This window comes from Mycobacterium sp. IDUB_17, from assembly GCF_055419465.1.
On sequence record NZ_JBVAXS010000005.1, the window covers coordinates 344,958 to 363,004 of the forward strand.

Below are 18,047 nucleotides of genomic sequence, written 5' to 3' on the forward strand. Positions count from 1 at the left end.
GCGTTTCCGGGTCCTCGAAGAGAACTCAAATTACGCCGAGAGCGGAGTACACCTCGTTGGACAGCGCGACCGTGCGCGGGTCGGCATTGCACTTGGTGGCGTCGAAGTAGTTCATCACGTACGCGTAGCCGATCCGGTGCTCCAGGTCGACGAAGGCGAACGAACCACCCGATCCACCGTGCCCGAAGATGCCCGTGTTCGGCCCGGCCACGCCGCGCTGGTTGAGCATGTAGCCCAGACCCCAGCCGTGATCGGCGACTCGCGCGCCCAGCACCATGTCGGCGTCGAATCCGCCCTGGGAGACCCGGCAGCGCTCCATGTGGTCGCGGGTCAGCAGTTTCTCCTGGGCCAGTGCGTTGTAGAAGGTCGCCATGCCGAGCGCGGTGACGTGCGCGTTGGTGCTCGGGAACTCGGCCGAGCGCCAGGTGTCCAGGGCTTGCACGCCCAGTTCGTCATCCGGCACGAAGTCCATCGACACCGCCCAGCCGGCCATCGGATGGTCGTCGAGGGAGGCCGGCGGTTCGTTGACCAGGTTGTCGGCCAGCAGACTGCGCACCGACGGCTTGTTCACCATCTCCGCGCACCGGTGATGGTGCCAGGCAGGCAGGCCGATGTGGATGTCGGCGCCCAGCGGTTCGGCGATCTCGGTGCGTAGGTACTGGCCCAGGGTGCGGCCCGTGACCCGGCGCACGACTTCGCCGAGGATGAAGCCGAAGGTCACCACGTGGTAGCCCTGCGCGGTGCCTGGGGGCCACCACGGCGTCGCGGCGGCGATCCGGGCGCACACCGCGTCCCAGTCGGTCACCTGCTGCCAGCTCATCGGTTCGCGCGGGCCGATCACGCCGGAGCGGTGGCCCAGCACCATGGCGATGGTGATGTCCTGCTTTCCGGCCTGGCCGAACTCGGGCCAATAGCGGGCCACCGGCGCATCCAGGTCGATCTCGCCGCGGTCGGCCAACAGATGGATGCAGGTGCTCAGCAGCCCCTTGGATCCGGAATACACACTGGCCAGGGTGTCCTGCTGCCATGGCCTGGTGCCTGCCGCGTCGGCCGATCCGCCCCACAGGTTGACCACCAGGTCGCCTTCGACCCAGACCGCGACGGCAGCGCCGACCTCTTTGTGGTGGGCGAAGTTGTCCGCGAAGGCATCGCGCACCCGGGAGAATTCGGACGTGCAGAAGCCGTCGATCGCATCGATCGGCTGACTTCTCAACGGTCCTCCAGCGGTGGCAACGGATGTGGGCGATAACTCGGCAGAATGCCGATACACGTCACTGCCCGATGCTAGGGGCGGCCCGTTAACTGAATCGATGGGCGCAGTCGGATCGTTACGAGGTTGGCGTCGGGCCTGCGCCGATTCGACGCCGGATCGAGACCGGATGTTTCATGGTCTGCGCAGGTGGGCCAGGCCCGGACCTCGCAGCTGGTCGGCGACCGCCTGAACGCGTCCCGTCATCGCCAGCAACAGCGCCTCGCCTGGTCCACGAATCTCAGGCCCGCGGCCGGCCGACCAGCCGAGATCGTCGGCGATCAATCGCAGCCCCCGGGTGCGGCGGCCTCCGCCGATCACCGGGCTGATCCGCGCAAACGCCAGGGAGGCAAGCAGTGCGTCGGCCGGAATGCTGCGTGACTGCCCGAGCGGGCGCCGGATGTCCTGCTGGTGGATCAGGCATTCGATCAGGGCCACCCGGCAGCCGTAGAGCGCGCCCGCACCCGACGGATCGGTGCCGGCCCGCATCAGGATGCGCAGTTCGTCGGGCTCCAGCGCGGCATGGTGGACCAGCGCCGACTCGTTGATCCGGTCCACCTGCCCCCGCGCTGCCAGCATCGCTCCAGTGAGCCGCAGCCGGGTCTGGTCCAGATAGGCGACCGTGTGGGCGACGACGTCGCGGACATTCCAGCCCGCACACAAGCTCGGTGCCTGCCATTCGTGCGGAGCCAGGCCGTCGAGCAGATCGGCGAATTCCCGGCGTTCCCGGTGGGCCAGGGCGCGGACACTGATCATTCGCACCCCCGTCGCTCGAAAGCCATACTCAGCCAACAAGATCTAAGCAGCCCGGCCAATTCGGGGCATACCCGGTCGACTCACGCGATCCACGTATCGCGAAATCCGGACGTTGTTGATGAACGTATTTGCCGGGCAGGCGCGCCAATTTGGGCATGGGATTTGCTGGTATTCCAGACGGAAACGAAATAAATCACCGCGATAATTGAGCGCCACGATGTGCATACATTCCGCAATGCCTTGGTCGTGGCGCCAGGAGCATGTTCAATCGGTGACGGCGCCAATAATGGGCTCCGCCGATCATGAGGACAGGGGATCGGCGGAGCCGGCGGCTGTCCTGCTCAGTGCCCGACGGGCGTGCCGCGTCGGCCTGACAGGGCCGTGTAGATGGCGATCAACACAATCGCGACCACGACACCGACCACGAACGGGACGATTGCGAATCCGCCGTTCGAGTTGGTGTATCCGACGACAGCGGTGAGCCAGGACCCGATAAGGGCTCCGGCAATGCCGAGCACGACCGTCATGAGTGTGCTGACATTCTGCCGACCGGGCATGATGAGTCGCGCGAGTGCGCCGATAATCGCACCGACGACGACTGCGGTGATAATTGCTCCGATCATCTCGTTGCCTTTCGTGCGAACCGACTTCTTGCAAGCGGTGTGATACACATCACTTTCCTCCGATTTTCGGGAGTCGGCCAGTATTGAGATGTGCGCGATACCCGGCAGTGGCCTACTCGTGGGTAATCGGCCGCAGCGCGCGGTGGGGCGGGATAATTCGGGGCCATGACCACCGTGCTGTGGGTACTCGTCGCGATATTCGCCGTTGGCGTCGTCGCCGGTGGGCTATTGCGCATTCGTGCCTGGCTCCAAAAGCCGGTGCCGCCCGAGGTGATCGAGGCGGCGCACCGCGATGATGACGAGGACGACTAACGCTATGAAAACCATGCTGGGAGTAGCCCTCGCGGCAAGCGCCGTATTGATCGTGGCTCCGGTCACTCATGCGGATCGAGCCGAACCACCGCCGCTGTACGGGCACTACAACCTGTTCATCGACTTCTCGAAGCAGACGTTCAACGGAATGCCGACACCGATGAATCCGATAACGGTGTCTGCCGAATTCACCACCAAGTGCGACGCGAACGGATGTCTTGCGCGCATGGACAATACGGACGACCACGCCCGCAACCCGGGCGCACCGGTGGCCTACGAGTACAGATGGAACAACGACCGCTGGGAAACGAGCGGTGAGTATCCCTACTTCTGCGATCGCAACGACCCCGGCAGCGCCGTGCAGGCCCAGCGCTCGGACTACTGGATCCCGAACCCTGACGGCAGCTACTTCGGGGAGCGCACCCTGGTCATCGGGGGAGTCGGATGCCCAGGTGAGGGACCGGGAACCCACTGGCTGCCGATATCGCTGATACCCATCGATCCACCATCGGGTCCGACGCAGTGATCGGGGCCCGACAAACAAAAAACCGCCCCATCAGGGCGGTCCTTGTGGAGCGGGCGACGGGAATCGAACCCGCGTCGCTAGTTTGGAAGAGATCACTTTGCGCATTCGTGCTGGTAGGGGCGTTCTGCACGGTGGCTGCTGGAGCAATGACAAACCGACGCCGGAACATTACTCGAACAGGTTTTGACTCGTGCGGCAACGCCGCCATTCGAAATACCTCTAGCGGGAAGATGTTTGGCCCATGGGCTACAAACAAAATGCACCCTACGGGTCGATTCCAGCGCTACCGCGGCGTCGTGTGTGTCTCGATTCCGAGTGCCGTTTGCGTCATCTCCGGCGGACATGGGCGGCAGGACGCCAAGCAGCGAAGGGTTGGAGCGACTACTAGTGGAAGGTCAACCGCCCTGTTCAGGAGTCAATCTGCAGCTTATCTGAGATCCAGGCATGGATATTCTGTGTTACACGATCTGGATATCGCTTCTTCATGAACAGCATGATTTCCAGTATCATCCCGGCCTCTTGAGTATTTCCGTACGTGTTTTCGGTGGGTTGATCCAGCAATCCCTCTACCTCGAGTGGGGTGAGGTCCTCGGCTATCAATTCGAGGCGCATGGCCATGATGTTGCTATGGTCGTAATTGTATGTGAAATCCAATTCGTTGAGCCACTTGGACTTCAGCACTTTTCGAACGGACCGCAGTTTCAAAGTGTTTGGCGGTGTAAGACCTTCCAACCAGTGTCCGTCTTTGAAATCGTTATAGAAAGACGTGGCGGTTGGGTAGCTGCGACGCTTGGAATCTACAAATCGTTCGATCTCCTGAATTGTCTCGTCGCTTACATACTGAGAAATCAGGTCGTATGCGAGGCTCGCGAGGGCGATATAGTGCACGGCAAGATTACGGTCAAGAGGACGTGCTGGCGTGTGCACCTTCTCGTTTCGAAGGAATTGAACACCTAGGTGTAGGTAGCCAATACCTTTGAAAAAGTCTCTCTGCGCTTCATCGTCGGGCTTAGGCTTGCCAAACAGCCTGCCATAAAACTTGTCGCTTTGGGCATTATCGTTGAAGACTTCAGTTGCCCTTTCCTTTCCTGTTAACTCTCTCAGCTTCTCGCGTACAACTTTGTAAGATTCTTCAACGGCATGATAGTAATTTCCGATCCCGAGGTACTGCTCGATATGATCGTAGATGTCATCGTGAATGACAATTTCGATCTTATTTGCAGTCACGGTCGCTTCGGTAGTCGGCGGCGCGGTTGAACTTGCTGCGAGTGATGAAGATTCGCTCGCCTGGCTGTGTTCGCTGCACAGCAGGATCTCGCTGATCGCGGCCTCCAGTAGGGCTACAGAGCTGCGGATTCCTTTTTGGCGTGCGGCATCGACCGGCCGAAGTCCTGACCCGCCGACGACGGCGACTCTCGCTGTGAACGGTACCTTCAGGAGCTTTTGGTATGTGGGGTTGTCCGTCCCCAGCGTAGTGCGTAGGGCGATCTCATTTTGGTGCTGCCATAAATCGACATTCGCGATCTCGCCAGTGTCGGTGACGGCGTCGACCTGCTTCTGGATAATCGCGATCTTCCGCTGGGGATCCACGCGGTCAATTGTGCCACTGGCAGTTGGCACATCTGTTTGCCGCATGCTCGCCGATGTGACCACAGCTCCGCTCAGGATCTCTCAGGGGCTATCGTGCGAACTTCTCTAATCTTCGACGTGGGATAACCGGCCTGACTGCGCGTCTCTGGCGACCCTGATTGCACATGCACATAGCGGAAATCCCATTGATGCGTCGGGGTTCTGTCGCGCACCGGACCGTGCAGCCCGGTGCAGACAGGCGCTGCAAGCGCTCTAATCTACTGCTACACAACCTGTTTGGACGCTCGCGTCGATGGAAGGTCTATTTTCGCCGGCGTGGAGTCGCAGCCGAGCAGTTCCCGGCCGGAAATTACCCTATGCACGCGACGGACAACTTCGAGCCAGTCGATAACGAGTGGAGCAGCTTGCGAGCTGCCACGCATGTGGGTCTGCGTGGAGTGATGTGTTCCTGTCGAAGCCGGCTCTGAACCCGAACACAACGGTTCAACCTCGGGGGTGCTGCGCAAGGGGGCTGCAGTTGGTGGCATCGGTCGGTGGGAAGCTGGTTGCGATGCCGCCCAAGACCAAGAGCATTCGGCGCGGGGTTCGCTCACAATTCGCACGACCGCACTGCGGGCGTACCTACGCGTCCCTGTGCATCGCGTCGGGGCCGCCACCGTTAGAGATCGCCTGGGTTCATGGGACACGCCAAGGTCGCCACCACGCTGGCGGTTTACGCGCACCTGTTCAACTCCGACGCCACGCCGAGGCGGTGGGTGGCCTGGATGCGATGGCAGCCGCCACGGCCCACGGGAAAATGTCATTCGCTTGCGAAGTTTTTCTTGAGATCTGCTGCGAGGCTCTCGACGAATGGCGTTCCAGGAAAGCGCAGGGACAACTCTTCTTTGGCAAGCAGATAGCCGACTGCATTGGGGATAAACCCGAGTGCTTTCGTCGATTCGAGGTGGCCGAGAAATTCGGCGAGATTGGGTATCTCTTCGGCGAAGGCTGCTTTTAATTCGTCGATTGAAAGGTATTGAGCAGCGACGAATTTACGAACGTCCTGCTTTGTTTTGAATGTGAGACCTTTCAACGTTTCGTTGAGTAATGCGCCGACGTCTTCGTGCAGTCGCCACCGTTCATTGGAGTCCGGATCGGGCTCGATGATTGCAGCAAGTGATTCCGGTGATGTTTCTGGGGGTAGGTCGTTGGTTGCGAACCACTTTCGCGTCGCTCCCGCGTTCTTGTCAAGAATTTCTTGGTACGGGCTCTTGCCGAATAAGAGCGTCCCTACCCCGGAAGCGGTCATATAGCTATATTCAAGATAATTGGCGGGAATCTGCTGATAGTAGGGGTTGAAGGCGTTATGGAGCATGGCTGCAACTTCCTGCACACTTGAAAGTGGCGGCCACTGGAGACTTGAAAAAAGAACGGTGACACTGAGGAAATTCATCTGGCGACGAGTGAGTTTGGGCGCAATCTCAATAGCTTGGCGCAACACAATTTCGCCGAACCCGTCGGTCTCCTCGGCGGCGAGTTGACTGACGAGCTTTGCTAGGACTCGACCCAGACTGACATCACCTGTCTTGGTGTCGGGATCGCCAGTCTCCGCATAACTTTTCTGCGCCGATACAAACGCAGCCTGAAGCCGGGGCTTTCGAAGATTTGATAGGAGGGAGGGATTATTCTGGGCTATCTCCACGACGATTTCGACGGCCAAATCTTCGGCGCACGCAGTCGCCGCTTCCATCGCCTCGGCGTGCAGTGCCGGAAAATTCTCTCGGAACAGCTCTAGTAGGTAGTCTTTGGCATCCTGGCCATCTATTTGATGGTTGTGCGTCTCGTAGAAATTCTGGACTGCTGCCTTGTACTGCTGTTGCAGGGCGTTGTCCCTCGCCCGCTGGATGTCACTCACCGTTGCGATCCCCGATGCCTCCTCGAATTCGGGGATTGCCCATCACCTGATTAGCGTGGTCGCCCGCAATCTGCACTCGGTTGTTGCTTCCCGATAGCTGTAGGCCGCTTACCAGGCGAGCGGCTGATCCGTCCGGCCTCCGCCGCCATGGGAACATCAGGATGGCCGCGAGGATTACCAGTCCTGCCAGCGCAACGACCATCCAGCGGCCCAGTTGACCCGCGAGTGGCACGAAAGACAAGTAGATGCCGATGCAGGACATGACGACGCCGCCAGCCCACGCGAGCCTCTCAGGGACCATGTGCGAACCTCCCGGTTCAAGTATCACACGTGCGAGTGACACGCTTGTGATTCCTTGATCAAACGCCGCATCGGCGGCACGGCGAACTTGGCGGTGTGACCGGACGGGGTACAGCCGGGGTACGGCGTCGGAGGGGTAACTACCGGCCCGACAAACAAAAAACCGCCCCATCAGGGCGGTCCTTGTGGAGCGGGCGACGGGAATCGAACCCGCGTAGCTAGTTTGGAAGACTAGGGCTCTACCATTGAGCTACGCCCGCATGTGCAGCATCAGCACTGTACCGGTGTGCCCCCGATCAAAGCCAATTGAATGCTCCGTGCCGTCAGCACGTAGTATCTCGCGTGGTCCGTTCGCGGGTTTTGCCGCAGCGGATCGACCACCACCACGGGGTGTAGCGCAGCTTGGTAGCGCATCCGCTTTGGGAGCGGAAGGCCGCAGGTTCAAATCCTGTCACCCCGACTCACCCGCCAGTACGACCAGGACTATCTAGGAGCAGGAAGAGTGAAGAGCACAGTCGAGCAGTTGAGCCCCACCCGGGTGCGCATCAATGTGGAGGTGCCCTTCACCGAGCTTGAGCCTGATTTCGATCGCGCGTTCAAGGCGCTGGCCCAGCAGGTCCGCCTGCCCGGCTTCCGCCCGGGCAAGGCCCCGCGCAAGTTGCTGGAGGCCCGCGTCGGCCGCGGCGCGGTGCTGGAGCAGGTCGTCAACGACGCGCTGCCGAGCCGCTACAGCGAGGCCGTCACGGCTTCCGACGTCAAGCCGCTGGGTCAGCCCGAGATCGAGGTGACCAAGCTGGAGGACGGCCAGGAACTGGCGTTCACCGCCGAGGTCGACGTGCGTCCCGAGATCACCCTGCCCGAGTTCGACTCGCTCAAGATCACTGTCGATCCGATCGAGGTCGACGATGAGGCGGTCGACGCCGAGCTGCAGTCGCTGCGGGCCCGTTTCGGCACCCTGACCGGCGTCGAGCGCGGCGCCCAGGAAGGCGACTTCGTCTCCATCGACCTGTCGGCCACCGTCGACGGCACCGAGGTGCCCGAGGCCGCGACCGAGGGCCTGTCGCACGAGGTCGGTTCCGGTCAGCTGATCGAGGGCCTCGACGAGGCGATCACCGGCCTGAAGGTCGGCGAGTCCAAGGTCTTCACCACCAAGCTGGCGGCCGGCGAATACGCCGGCCAGGACGCCGACGTGACTGTGACCGTGAAGTCGGTCAAGGAGCGCGAGCTGCCTGAGGCCGACGACGACTTCGCCCAGCTGGCAAGCGAATTCGACACCATCGATGAGCTCAAGGAGAGCCTCACCGACCAGGTGCGCCGGGTCAAGAGCGTGCAGCAGGCCGAGCAGATCCGCGACAAGGCCATCGAGGTCCTGCTGGAGCAGACCGAGGTTCCGTTGCCGGAGAAGGTCGTTCAGGCCCAGATCGACGACTCCCTGCACAATGCGATCCACGGCCTCGACCACGACGAGGACAAGTTCGCCGAGCAGCTGACCGAACAGGGCAGCAGCCGTGAGGAATTCGACGCCGACAACAAGTCGAACGCCGAAAAGGCCGTCAAGACCCAGCTGCTGATGGATGCCGTCGCCGACAAGCTCGACATTCAGGTCGGTCAGAACGACCTCACCGAGCGTCTCGTGCTGATGTCGCGTCAGTACGGCATCGAGCCCCAGCAGCTGATCCAGATCCTGCAGCAGAACAACCAGCTGCCGGCCATGTTCGCCGACGTGCGCCGTGGACTGACCATCGCCGCTGTGGTGCACGCCGCCACCGTGACCGATACCGACGGCACCGTGATCGACACCACGGAGTTCTTCGGTCCGGCCGAGGCTGCGCAGGTCGAGGGCGCCGACGACGAGGCTGCTGACGAGGCCGACGACAAGGACGCTGACGCCGCCGAGTGACGCTGTGAGCGAACGCAGCCCCGTACGGGAGTGCGTGGCGCCCCAGTTTCGTTAGTGTCGTCAGTACCAATGCGTAAGAGAAAGCAGGTATCCAGTCGTGACTGACATGCGTTCGAACGGGAGCGGGTTCAGCCTCGTCGACTCCGTCTATGAGCGCTTGCTTGCCGAGCGGATCATCTTCCTGGGTTCCCAAGTGGACGACGACATCGCCAACAAGCTGTGCGCGCAGATCCTGTTGCTGTCGGCGGAGGATCCGACCAAGGACATCCACCTCTACATCAACTCGCCCGGCGGCTCGATCAGCGCCGGCATGGCCATCTACGACACGATGGTCCTGGCGCCGTGTGACATCGCCACCTACGCGATGGGCATGGCCGCCTCGATGGGTGAGTTCCTGCTCGCTGCGGGCACCAAGGGCAAGCGTCACGCCCTGCCGCACGCCCGGGTGCTGATGCACCAGCCGCTCGGTGGTGTCACCGGCAGTGCCGCGGACATCGCCATCCAGGCTGAGCAGTTCCACGTCATCAAGAAGGAAATGTTCCGGCTGAACGCAGAGTTCACCGGCAAGTCCGTCGAGCAGATCGAGGCCGACTCCGACCGCGACCGCTGGTTCACCGCGCCGGAAGCTCTGGAATACGGGTTCGTCGACCACATCATCACCAGCGCCAACATCAACGGCACCGGACCGGGAGCAGGACTGGACAAATGACCGACCACACTGATCCCCGCCTTCAGCCGCAGGCTCGCTACATCCTGCCGTCGTTCATCGAGCACTCGAGCTTCGGCGTCAAGGAATCCAACCCGTACAACAAGCTGTTCGAGGAACGCATCATCTTCCTCGGCGTGCAGGTGGACGACGCGTCGGCCAACGACATCATGGCCCAGCTGCTCGTGCTGGAGTCGCTGGATCCCGACCGCGACATCACCATGTACATCAACTCGCCCGGTGGCTCGTTCACCTCGCTGATGGCGATCTACGACACCATGCAGTACGTGCGTGCCGACATCCAGACGGTGTGCCTCGGGCAGGCCGCCTCGGCCGCCGCGGTGCTGCTGGCCGCCGGTACCCCCGGCAAGCGCCTGGCGCTGCCCAACGCCCGGGTGCTGATCCACCAGCCGTCGCTGTCCGGAGTGATCCAGGGGCAGTTCTCGGACCTGGAGATCCAGGCCGCCGAGATCGAGCGGATGCGCACCCTGATGGAGAGCACGCTCGCCCGCCACACCGGTAAGGATCCCGAGGTCATCCGCAAGGACACCGACCGCGACAAGATCCTCACCGCGGCCGATGCCAAGGACTACGGGATCATCGACACGGTCCTGGAGTACCGCAAGCTGTCCGCTCAGGCCTAGTAGTACAGCGGCAACCCCCAGCCTGATGACACACGCCCTGCCCGGTTACCTCCGGTGCGGGGCGTGCGTCGTCGTGGGGGAGTCTGAAAGATCCGCTGACCTGCGCTTCCGTAGGCGTCGGGGTGGTGCCGGTACCCTCGACCACGGCGAATGCCGCACAAGGACCAGGTCGTTCGACTACTCGTCCCCGCTCCACAACGACACGCCAAGGACACAGTCAGCGTGCCGACGGGTGACGGGCCGCAAGGAGAGATATGTTCTCCTGCACGTGAACAAATACCACCGGAGCGATTCGGCCTTATCGGTCGCACCGCGACGGAACGAACGGGTAGCGTCGGGTTTACGCCCGAGGTGACCCAGCAACTGGCGTAACGACCGACTGCAAACAGGAAGTAGGACCCCCCCACATGGCGCGCATTGGAGACGGCGGTGACCTGCTGAAGTGCTCGTTCTGCGGCAAGAGTCAAAAGCAGGTCAAAAAGCTCATTGCCGGTCCGGGCGTGTACATCTGCGACGAGTGCATCGATCTGTGCAACGAGATCATCGAGGAGGAACTCGCCGACGCTGACGACGTCAAGCTCGACGAGCTGCCCAAACCCGCGGAGATCCGTGACTTCCTCGAGGGCTACGTCATCGGTCAGGACACCGCGAAGCGCACGCTGGCCGTGGCTGTCTACAACCACTACAAGCGCATCCAGGCCCAGGAGAAGTCCCGCGATTCGCGCTCCGAGCCGGTCGAGCTCACCAAGTCCAACATCCTCATGCTGGGCCCCACCGGCTGCGGTAAGACCTACCTGGCCCAGACGCTGGCCAAGATGCTCAACGTGCCGTTCGCCATCGCCGATGCGACCGCGCTGACCGAGGCCGGGTACGTGGGCGAGGACGTCGAGAACATTCTGCTCAAGCTGATTCAGGCCGCCGACTACGACGTCAAGCGCGCCGAGACCGGCATCATCTACATCGACGAGGTCGACAAGATCGCCCGCAAGAGCGAGAACCCGTCGATCACCCGCGACGTCTCCGGCGAGGGTGTGCAGCAGGCCCTGCTGAAGATCCTGGAAGGCACGCAGGCCTCGGTTCCACCGCAGGGTGGCCGTAAGCATCCGCACCAGGAATTCATCCAGATCGACACCACCAACGTGCTGTTCATCGTGGCGGGTGCGTTCGCGGGCCTGGAGAAGATCGTCTCCGACCGGGTCGGCAAGCGCGGTCTGGGCTTCGGTGCCGAGGTGCGGTCCAAGGCCGAGATCGACACCCAGGACCACTTCGCCGAGGTGATGCCCGAGGACCTGATCAAGTTCGGTCTGATCCCCGAGTTCATCGGCCGCCTGCCGGTCGTGGCCTCGGTGACCAACCTGGACAAGGAGTCCTTGGTCAAGATCCTCTCCGAGCCGAAGAACGCTCTGGTGAAGCAGTATGTCCGGCTGTTCGAGATGGACGGCGTGGAGTTGGAGTTCACCGAAGAGGCGCTGGAGGCGATCGCCGATCAGGCCATCCACCGCGGCACCGGTGCCCGCGGCCTGCGCGCCATCATGGAGGAAGTCCTGCTGCCGGTGATGTACGACATCCCCAGCCGCGACGACGTCGCCAAGGTGGTCGTCACCAAGGAGACCGTGCAGGACAACGTGCTGCCGACCATCGTGCCGCGCAAGCCGTCGCGCTCTGAGCGTCGCGACAAGACCGCATAGTCCGATACGCCCACATTGCACTCAGGGTCGTGATCCCAGCCGGATCACGACCCTGAGTGCATTTTCGCCGGGGTTCGGTCGGTAAGCCGCTAGACCGGCGTCACCGAACGCAACAGCCGCTGCGCGAACCGGAATTTCTTTGCCATCACTGCTGCACGCGGTCAGGGCGGGTGTAGACGTTCATCGAATCGCCCCGCAGGAAGGCCACCAGGGTCAGGCCGGATTGGCCGGCCAGATCGACGGCCAGCGAGGACGGCGCGGACACCGCGGCCAGGATCGGGATGCCCGCCATCACGGCCTTCTGGGTGAGCTCGAACGAGGCCCGGCCGCTGACCAGAAGGACCGTGGCGCTCAACGGAATCCGGTTGTGCTCCAGCGCCCAGCCGATCACCTTGTCGACGGCGTTGTGCCTGCCGATGTCCTCACGGACGACGAGCATGTCACCGTCGACGGTGAACAGCGCTGCGGCGTGCAGGCCGCCGGTGCTGGCGAAGACCTTCTGCGCAGCCCGAAGTTGCCGGGGCATCGCCGAGAGCAGCGTGGCGGGAACCGTCGACGGGTCATCGCCGGGACAGTGCTTGCTGCTCAACCGCACCGCCTCCAATGAGGCCTTGCCGCACACCCCGCACGACGAAGTGGTGTAGAAGTTGCGGGTCACGTCAACATCGGGCTTGGGCACGTCAGGGGCCAAGGTGGCGTCCAACACGTTGTAGGTGTTGATTCCGTCCTCGTTGGCACCCCGGCAGTAACGCACCGACACCAGGTCCTCACGCTGCGCGATCAAGCCCTCGGTCAGCAGAAACCCTTGGGCCAGCTCGACATCGGCGCCCGGGGTGCGCATCGTGACAGTGATGGGCGTGCCGTCGACGCGGATCTCCAGCGGCTCCTCGACCACCAGCGTTTCCGGGCGGGCCTCGGCCGTGGCGCCGGTCAGGTGGTGGGCGCGTCGGCGGGCGGTGACCCGGCCCACTAGGCCCCCTCCAACCGGATTACGACGGCCTTCGACACCGGCGTGTTCGATTTCTTGGCCGTGTGATCAAGCGGCACCAGCGGATTGGTTTCCGGGTAGTACGCCGCGGCGTTGCCTCTCGGGGTGGAGTAGGCGACGATCAGGAAGTCCTTCGCGCGGCGCTCCTGCCCGTCGAATTCCGACACGAGGTCCACGCGGTCTCCGTCGGCCAAGCCCATGGCTTCGATGTCTGCGGGGTTGACGAACACCACGCGGCGGCCACCCTTCACGCCGCGGTAGCGGTCGTCCAGGCCGTAGATGGTGGTGTTGTACTGGTCGTGGCTGCGCAGCGTCTGCAGCACCAGGCGTCCTTGCGGTACCTCCACCCATTCCAGCGGATACACCGAGAAGTTGGCCTTACCTGTGGTGGTGCGGAATTCGCGGGAATCGCGGGGTGGATGAGGCAGCTGGAACCCGTCGGGCTGACGCACCTTGGTGTTGTAGTTCTCGCAGCCGGGTACCACGTCGGCGATGGCGTCGCGGATGCGGTCATAGTCGGCGTTGAACTGCTCCCACGGCACCGGATGGCCAGGGCCCAGTAGTGCGCGAGCCAGCTGACAGACGATCGCGACCTCACTGCGTAAGTGCTCGCTCGGCGGCGTCAGGCCGCCGCGGGACAGGTGCACCATCGACATCGAATCCTCAACGGACACCATCTGTTTTGCGCCGGCCTGGAAATCTTTGTCGGTGCGTCCGAGGGTAGGCAGGATGAGCGCGGTGCGACCGTGAACCAGGTGACTGCGGTTCAGCTTCGTCGAAATCTGAACGGTCAGAGCGCAACTGCGCAAACCGGCCTCGGTGACCTCGGTGTCTGGGGTGGCGGAGACGAAGTTGCCTCCCATCCCGATGAAGACCTTGGCACGGCCATCGCGCATGGCGCGGATCGCATCGACGGTGTCGTAGCCGTGCTTGCGCGGGCTGGCGATGCCGAACCTGTTGTCGAGCGCATCCAGGAACTTCTCGGGCATCTTCTCCCAGATGCCCATGGTCCGATCGCCCTGGACGTTGGAATGCCCGCGCACCGGGCACACGCCCGCACCCGGCTTGCCGATCATGCCGCGCATGAACAGCAGGTTGGTCGCCTCGCCGATCGTCGCCACCGCGTGGCGGTGTTGGGTCAGGCCCATCGCCCAGCAGATCACCGTGCGCTGCGAGGCGATCAGCATGTCGGCGACGCGGCGCAGCTGGGTCTCGTCGATACCGCTGGCCTCGGTCACAGTGGCCAGGTCGACCGCCCGCGTCTGGCGGGCATAGTCGTCGAAGCCCGCGCAATGGGCCTCGATGAACTCCCGGTCCAACACCGTGCCCGGGGCGGCGTCCTCCGCCTCCAGCAGCAACCGGCCCAGGCCGGCGAACAGTGCCATGTCCCCACCGAGCCGGATCTGGACGAACTCGTCGGCGATCGGCACGCCGTGCCCGACAACACCGTGCACCTTCTGCGGATCCTTGAACCGGATGAGCCCGGCCTCGGGCAGGGGGTTGATCGCAACGATCTTGGCGCCGTTGGCTTTTGCCTTCTCCAGCACCGACAACATGCGCGGGTGGTTGGTGCCCGGATTCTGCCCGGCGATCAGGATCAGGTCGGCCTCGGTGACGTCCTCGACGGTGACGGAGCCCTTGCCGATGCCGATCGATTCGGTCAGCGCGGTGCCCGAGGATTCGTGGCACATGTTCGAGCAGTCCGGCAGGTTGTTGGTGCCGAAGCTGCGGACCATCAGCTGATAGAGGAACGCCGCCTCGTTGCTGGTGCGCCCGGAGGTGTAGAACAGTGCCTCGTCGGGGGAGTCCAGCGCATTGAGGTGTACGGCGATGAGGCGGTACGCGTCATCCCATTCGATAGGCCGGTAGTGCTCCTCGCCGGGTGTGAGCACCATCGGCTGGGTCAGCCGGCCCTGCTGAGACAGCCAGTACTCGGGCTTGGCCTCGAGTTCGGCGACGCTGTGGCGGGCGAAGAAATCCGGTGTCACGACGCGTTTGGTGGCTTCCTCCGCGACAGCCTTGGCGCCGTTCTCGCAGAACTCGGCCAGCTTGCGGCCACCGTGCTCCTCGGGCCACGCGCAACCCGGGCAGTCGAAGCCGTGCCGCTGGTTGAGCCTGGTCAATGCGGCGGCGGTGCGCAGCGGGCCCATCTGCTCGAGTCCGCGCTGCATGCTGACCAGGACCGCCTTGACACCTGCGGCCTCGTCTTTGGCGCCCGTGCTGATGATTTTGTACTCGTCGTAGTCGGCATCGATGTCCTGGGCGCGAGTCATGAAATTCAATCTAATACCCGAAAATCACGAGACACGCCGCTTGGCGGGCGTCGACATTCGATATTTCACATGCAGTGATAGATGATTTCTATCGAACTGCGACGAATGCGGGATCCATGGCGAGCGATGTGCTGCTACAGCAACTCGACTACCTGCTGGCGCTCGCGTCCGAGCGGCACTTCGGCAGGGCGGCCGCGCGGTGCCACGTGAGTCAGCCGACGCTGTCGGTGGGGATCCGCCGCTTGGAGCGCGAATTGGGCATCGTCATCGTGCAGCGGGGACATCGGTTCGAAGGATTCACCGAAGAGGGGCAGCGGGTCGTGACGTGGGCCCAGCGGATCGTCGCGGAGCGCGATGAGATGCTCGCCGATATCGACCGCATGCGCGGGCGGTTGACCGTCACGGCCCGGATCGGGGCGATCCCGACGGCGGTGCCCACCGGCCCGTTCATCACCACCGAGTTCCTGCGCCGCAATCCGGCGGCGTCGGTGCGCTTCGAGGCGCTGTCATCGCGAGAGATCGCGCGCCGGCTGGCCGACTTCGAGATCGACGCCGGGTTGACCTATCTCGATGACGAAGCCCCGCCCGGAACCAGGTCGGTGGAGATGTACCGGGAGCGCTATGTCCTGGTGGCTCCGGCCGATGATGCACTGATGTGTCAACCGGAGATCGCGTGGTCGGATGCGGCCGGACTGGAACTCTGCTTGCTGACCACCACGATGCGCAACCGGCGCATCCTCGATGCCAACATGGCCGCCGAAGGGGTGCGCTACCGCCCAGTGGTGGAGGCGGATTCGGTCGACGCGCTGTATGCGCACCTGACGAATTCGCCGCGCGCGACCATCGCATCCACTGCATGGCTGCCACTGCTCGGTGTGCCTCCGGGCTTTGCTGCGCGGCCGATGGTGCAGCACGGTCCGCGCCCGGCGATCGGCCTGGTGGTGCTCGACCGTGAGCCCGCGTCGATCGTGGCCGCCGCGCTCGTCGAGGTGGCTGCCGATCTCGACCTCGGCAGCCGCATCGACGGCTGGGACGCGACGGGGCCCGCAAGCCCCGGGCTTGCGTAGAGCGTCAGGGACCGCGGACTGCTTTGCCGCTGAGGGCGTGGTTGTTGTTGAGCAGTGTCCAGCCGGGTGGAAGTCCGGGGTCGAGGGGTTCTGGGGCGGATGGTTCGGGGTTCCAGAGGTGTTCGACATTGGGTGTGTTGGGTGTGGGTTGGTCGAAGTCGTTGTCCCAGTACAGGTCCCATTGCGGGTCGTACTTCAAGTTCCACTCCGGCACCGGTTCCAGCTCCCGTTCCGGTTCGGGTTCGGGTTCTTGGTCGGGTGGGGTCAGGAGGAGTTCGGGGCGGTGGTGGTAGTTGATGCGGTGTTGGCCGTGGTCGAGGTCTGGGGGTGGGTGCCATTCGACTTCGCCGCGGCCGTTGATGGTGGTGGTGTAGCCGCCGTCTGTGTGCACGAGGCGGTTGTCGGGGCCGCAGGCCAGGGCCATGTCACTGACGATTGCTTAATCGACCTGCTATTCCCGGTAGCTCAGTCTGGCGATCCATTTCTCAGGGCGTTCTGTGGGTGAGGCGTGGTCGGAACGCTGTGATCGTGAGTGCTACTCGGGGGTGTGCGGCAATGCCTGAGGTAGCCTCACTACCAGTGTGTTGGCCAGTGGGGGGATTGGCATGGCAAACGAACTGAACGTCGACGCGAGCGGGTTGAGAGTGGCCATCGCCAGTAGCGAAGGCGCTGTGACGACGCTGAACGGCGCTGGGCTCGATGGGCCGTCATCCTCGCACTCCAGCGCGGCAGGAGTGGCTGCGGTCAACGCGGCCCTCACCGCGGTGCAGGGTCGCCAGTCGGCGCGGATGAGCGGTCAGGTCGGCGACCTTTCGGTCAGTAGTGCCCGTTATGAAAGCACCGACTTCGACGGTGGAGATGCCATCACGGTGACCGTGTGAGCCCAGCGACCCCCGGTGACGGGGCAGGGCTGACCCGTTCAGAGATCGAGCACTGGGATACCTCCTACCTGGACGCCGCGGCGACGGCGTGGAGGCTGGCGGCGACCCGATCTGAGGACGCGTTCGATCAGCACCGGCAGAACATTGCCTCACCGGGTGGCACCACCTGGGAGGGTGAGGCGAAGGACGCCGCGCTGGATAGGGTGACTGGGGATGTCGTGGTGGTTGGCCGCCAGGCCAGTGTTCTGCGTGAGGCCGCCGAGGTTGCCGAGAACGGCCGTCACGACATCAATACGGTCGTTGAGCGGAACAAGGCTGCTAAGGAGCACTCTGAGGACATTCGCTGGTATGCCGAGCGGCTTGCTCAGGCCGAACCGTTCGTCGGTCAACGATTGAAGGACAAAGCCGCCGAACTGGAGGAGATCCGGTTCGACGGCGAAGGCGAGGGCCGGACAGGTCGTCTGGCCGGGTGTAATTCGTCGACAACAAGGTCAAGCACGACGTCGAGGGGAAGGACCAGCCGGGCGAGAAAAAGCCTGAGGTTCCCGCGCAGGCGCCTGGTCAGATCGGTCCGTTCGCCGTGCCTAAGTCGGTCGAGGACGCGGCGAAGAAACCTGAGGGCAAGCCCGCTACTACCGGTGACGTCGGGG

At 63.3% G+C, this 18,047-nt stretch carries 17 protein-coding genes and 2 tRNA genes; 9 read left to right on the plus strand and 10 right to left on the minus strand.

The features are described 5' to 3' along the window. Positions 1-25: 25 nt before the first annotated feature. The 3 genes from ACZYZ7_RS22530 to ACZYZ7_RS22540 form a co-directional block, all read right to left on the minus strand. Positions 26-1,213, minus strand: coding sequence for a serine hydrolase domain-containing protein (locus ACZYZ7_RS22530; RefSeq protein ID WP_463741855.1), 1,188 nt, complete (start codon positions 1,211-1,213; stop codon positions 26-28). Positions 1,214-1,384: 171 nt separating this feature from the next. Beyond that, complete coding sequence (locus tag ACZYZ7_RS22535; protein ID WP_463741856.1) at positions 1,385-2,005, minus strand: maleylpyruvate isomerase family mycothiol-dependent enzyme; 621 nt, start codon at positions 2,003-2,005, stop codon at positions 1,385-1,387. Positions 2,006-2,346: 341 nt separating this feature from the next. Then, the gene (locus ACZYZ7_RS22540) at positions 2,347-2,628 is read right to left on the minus strand and encodes a GlsB/YeaQ/YmgE family stress response membrane protein (RefSeq protein ID WP_090431823.1); all 282 of its coding nucleotides are present in this window, start codon (positions 2,626-2,628) and stop codon (positions 2,347-2,349) included. A gap of 165 nt (positions 2,629-2,793) precedes the next feature. Here ACZYZ7_RS22540 and ACZYZ7_RS22545 point away from each other — a divergent pair, with 165 nt between their 5' ends. Both ACZYZ7_RS22545 and ACZYZ7_RS22550 read left to right on the plus strand, forming a co-directional pair. Further along, positions 2,794-2,940 (plus strand): hypothetical protein, encoded by a 147-nt coding sequence (locus tag ACZYZ7_RS22545; RefSeq protein WP_463741857.1) that lies wholly within the window; start codon positions 2,794-2,796, stop codon positions 2,938-2,940. 4 nt (positions 2,941-2,944) lie between these two features. Next, a complete protein-coding gene (locus ACZYZ7_RS22550) occupies positions 2,945-3,466 on the plus strand; it encodes an MBOE_33420 family protein (protein WP_463741858.1) in 522 nt (173 codons plus the stop codon). A gap of 408 nt (positions 3,467-3,874) precedes the next feature. Here ACZYZ7_RS22550 and ACZYZ7_RS22555 read toward each other — a convergent pair whose 3' ends face one another. The 3 genes from ACZYZ7_RS22555 to ACZYZ7_RS22565 form a co-directional block, all read right to left on the minus strand. Further along, complete coding sequence (locus tag ACZYZ7_RS22555) at positions 3,875-5,056, minus strand: TIGR02391 family protein (RefSeq protein ID WP_463741859.1); 1,182 nt, start codon at positions 5,054-5,056, stop codon at positions 3,875-3,877. Between the two features lie 799 nt (positions 5,057-5,855). Next, positions 5,856-6,950, minus strand: a complete 1,095-nt coding sequence (locus ACZYZ7_RS22560) for an LPO_1073/Vpar_1526 family protein (RefSeq protein WP_463741860.1) — start codon at positions 6,948-6,950, stop codon at positions 5,856-5,858. 486 nt (positions 6,951-7,436) lie between these two features. After that, positions 7,437-7,510, minus strand: a tRNA-Gly gene (locus ACZYZ7_RS22565). Positions 7,511-7,636: 126 nt separating this feature from the next. On the opposite strand from ACZYZ7_RS22565, the gene ACZYZ7_RS22570 reads away from it, so the two are divergent. The 5 genes from ACZYZ7_RS22570 to clpX all read left to right on the plus strand — a co-directional run bounded on the left by ACZYZ7_RS22570 (position 7,637) and on the right by clpX (position 12,188). Next, positions 7,637-7,710, plus strand: a tRNA-Pro gene (locus ACZYZ7_RS22570). 42 nt (positions 7,711-7,752) lie between these two features. Continuing rightward, positions 7,753-9,150 (plus strand): trigger factor, encoded by a 1,398-nt coding sequence (gene tig / locus ACZYZ7_RS22575; RefSeq protein ID WP_463741861.1) that lies wholly within the window; start codon positions 7,753-7,755, stop codon positions 9,148-9,150. A gap of 106 nt (positions 9,151-9,256) precedes the next feature. Continuing rightward, on the plus strand, positions 9,257-9,859 hold the full coding sequence (locus ACZYZ7_RS22580) for an ATP-dependent Clp protease proteolytic subunit (protein WP_463741945.1): 603 nt from the start codon (positions 9,257-9,259) through the stop codon (positions 9,857-9,859). Continuing rightward, a complete protein-coding gene (gene clpP2 / locus ACZYZ7_RS22585) occupies positions 9,856-10,500 on the plus strand; it encodes an ATP-dependent CLP protease proteolytic subunit ClpP2 (protein ID WP_135456393.1) in 645 nt (214 codons plus the stop codon). Before ACZYZ7_RS22580 ends, clpP2 begins: the two co-directional genes overlap by 4 nt. 407 nt (positions 10,501-10,907) lie before the next feature. After that, positions 10,908-12,188: an ATP-dependent Clp protease ATP-binding subunit ClpX gene (gene clpX, locus ACZYZ7_RS22590; protein ID WP_135456391.1), complete on the plus strand. Its 1,281-nt coding sequence runs from the start codon at positions 10,908-10,910 to the stop codon at positions 12,186-12,188. A 145-nt stretch (positions 12,189-12,333) separates the two neighbouring features. Here the strand turns inward: clpX and fdhD are convergent, their stop codons facing one another. Continuing rightward, a complete protein-coding gene (gene fdhD, locus ACZYZ7_RS22595; protein WP_135456389.1) occupies positions 12,334-13,158 on the minus strand; it encodes a formate dehydrogenase accessory sulfurtransferase FdhD in 825 nt (274 codons plus the stop codon). Then, positions 13,158-15,449, minus strand: a complete 2,292-nt coding sequence (locus tag ACZYZ7_RS22600; RefSeq protein ID WP_135456387.1) for an FdhF/YdeP family oxidoreductase — start codon at positions 15,447-15,449, stop codon at positions 13,158-13,160. The genes fdhD and ACZYZ7_RS22600 overlap by 1 nt, the downstream gene beginning before the upstream one ends. Before the next feature lie 116 nt (positions 15,450-15,565). Here ACZYZ7_RS22600 and ACZYZ7_RS22605 point away from each other — a divergent pair, with 116 nt between their 5' ends. Beyond that, positions 15,566-16,516 (plus strand): LysR family transcriptional regulator, encoded by a 951-nt coding sequence (locus ACZYZ7_RS22605; protein ID WP_463741862.1) that lies wholly within the window; start codon positions 15,566-15,568, stop codon positions 16,514-16,516. 4 nt (positions 16,517-16,520) lie between these two features. Here the strand turns inward: ACZYZ7_RS22605 and ACZYZ7_RS22610 are convergent, their stop codons facing one another. Further along, positions 16,521-16,940 (minus strand): hypothetical protein, encoded by a 420-nt coding sequence (locus ACZYZ7_RS22610; protein ID WP_463741863.1) that lies wholly within the window; start codon positions 16,938-16,940, stop codon positions 16,521-16,523. A gap of 181 nt (positions 16,941-17,121) precedes the next feature. On the opposite strand from ACZYZ7_RS22610, the gene ACZYZ7_RS22615 reads away from it, so the two are divergent. Further along, positions 17,122-17,397 (plus strand): hypothetical protein, encoded by a 276-nt coding sequence (locus tag ACZYZ7_RS22615; protein WP_463741864.1) that lies wholly within the window; start codon positions 17,122-17,124, stop codon positions 17,395-17,397. Positions 17,398-17,546: 149 nt separating this feature from the next. Here the strand turns inward: ACZYZ7_RS22615 and ACZYZ7_RS22620 are convergent, their stop codons facing one another. After that, positions 17,547-17,786, minus strand: coding sequence for a hypothetical protein (locus ACZYZ7_RS22620; RefSeq protein WP_463741865.1), 240 nt, complete (start codon positions 17,784-17,786; stop codon positions 17,547-17,549). Positions 17,787-18,047: the final 261 nt, after the last annotated feature.

Coding starts and splice junctions, on each gene's coding strand:
- ACZYZ7_RS22535 (WP_463741856.1), bottom strand. CDS start 2,005: ATGATCAGTGTCCGCGCCCTGGCCCACCGGGAACGCCGGGAATTCGCC.
- ACZYZ7_RS22540 (WP_090431823.1), bottom strand. CDS start 2,628: ATGATCGGAGCAATTATCACCGCAGTCGTCGTCGGTGCGATTATCGGC.
- ACZYZ7_RS22545 (WP_463741857.1), top strand. CDS start 2,794: ATGACCACCGTGCTGTGGGTACTCGTCGCGATATTCGCCGTTGGCGTC.
- ACZYZ7_RS22550 (WP_463741858.1), top strand. CDS start 2,945: ATGAAAACCATGCTGGGAGTAGCCCTCGCGGCAAGCGCCGTATTGATC.
- ACZYZ7_RS22580 (WP_463741945.1), top strand. CDS start 9,257: ATGCGTTCGAACGGGAGCGGGTTCAGCCTCGTCGACTCCGTCTATGAG.
- clpP2 (WP_135456393.1), top strand. CDS start 9,856: ATGACCGACCACACTGATCCCCGCCTTCAGCCGCAGGCTCGCTACATC.
- clpX (WP_135456391.1), top strand. CDS start 10,908: ATGGCGCGCATTGGAGACGGCGGTGACCTGCTGAAGTGCTCGTTCTGC.
- ACZYZ7_RS22600 (WP_135456387.1), bottom strand. CDS start 15,449: ATGACTCGCGCCCAGGACATCGATGCCGACTACGACGAGTACAAAATC.
- ACZYZ7_RS22605 (WP_463741862.1), top strand. CDS start 15,566: ATGGCGAGCGATGTGCTGCTACAGCAACTCGACTACCTGCTGGCGCTC.
- ACZYZ7_RS22610 (WP_463741863.1), bottom strand. CDS start 16,940: ATGGCCCTGGCCTGCGGCCCCGACAACCGCCTCGTGCACACAGACGGC.
- ACZYZ7_RS22615 (WP_463741864.1), top strand. CDS start 17,122: ATGGCAAACGAACTGAACGTCGACGCGAGCGGGTTGAGAGTGGCCATC.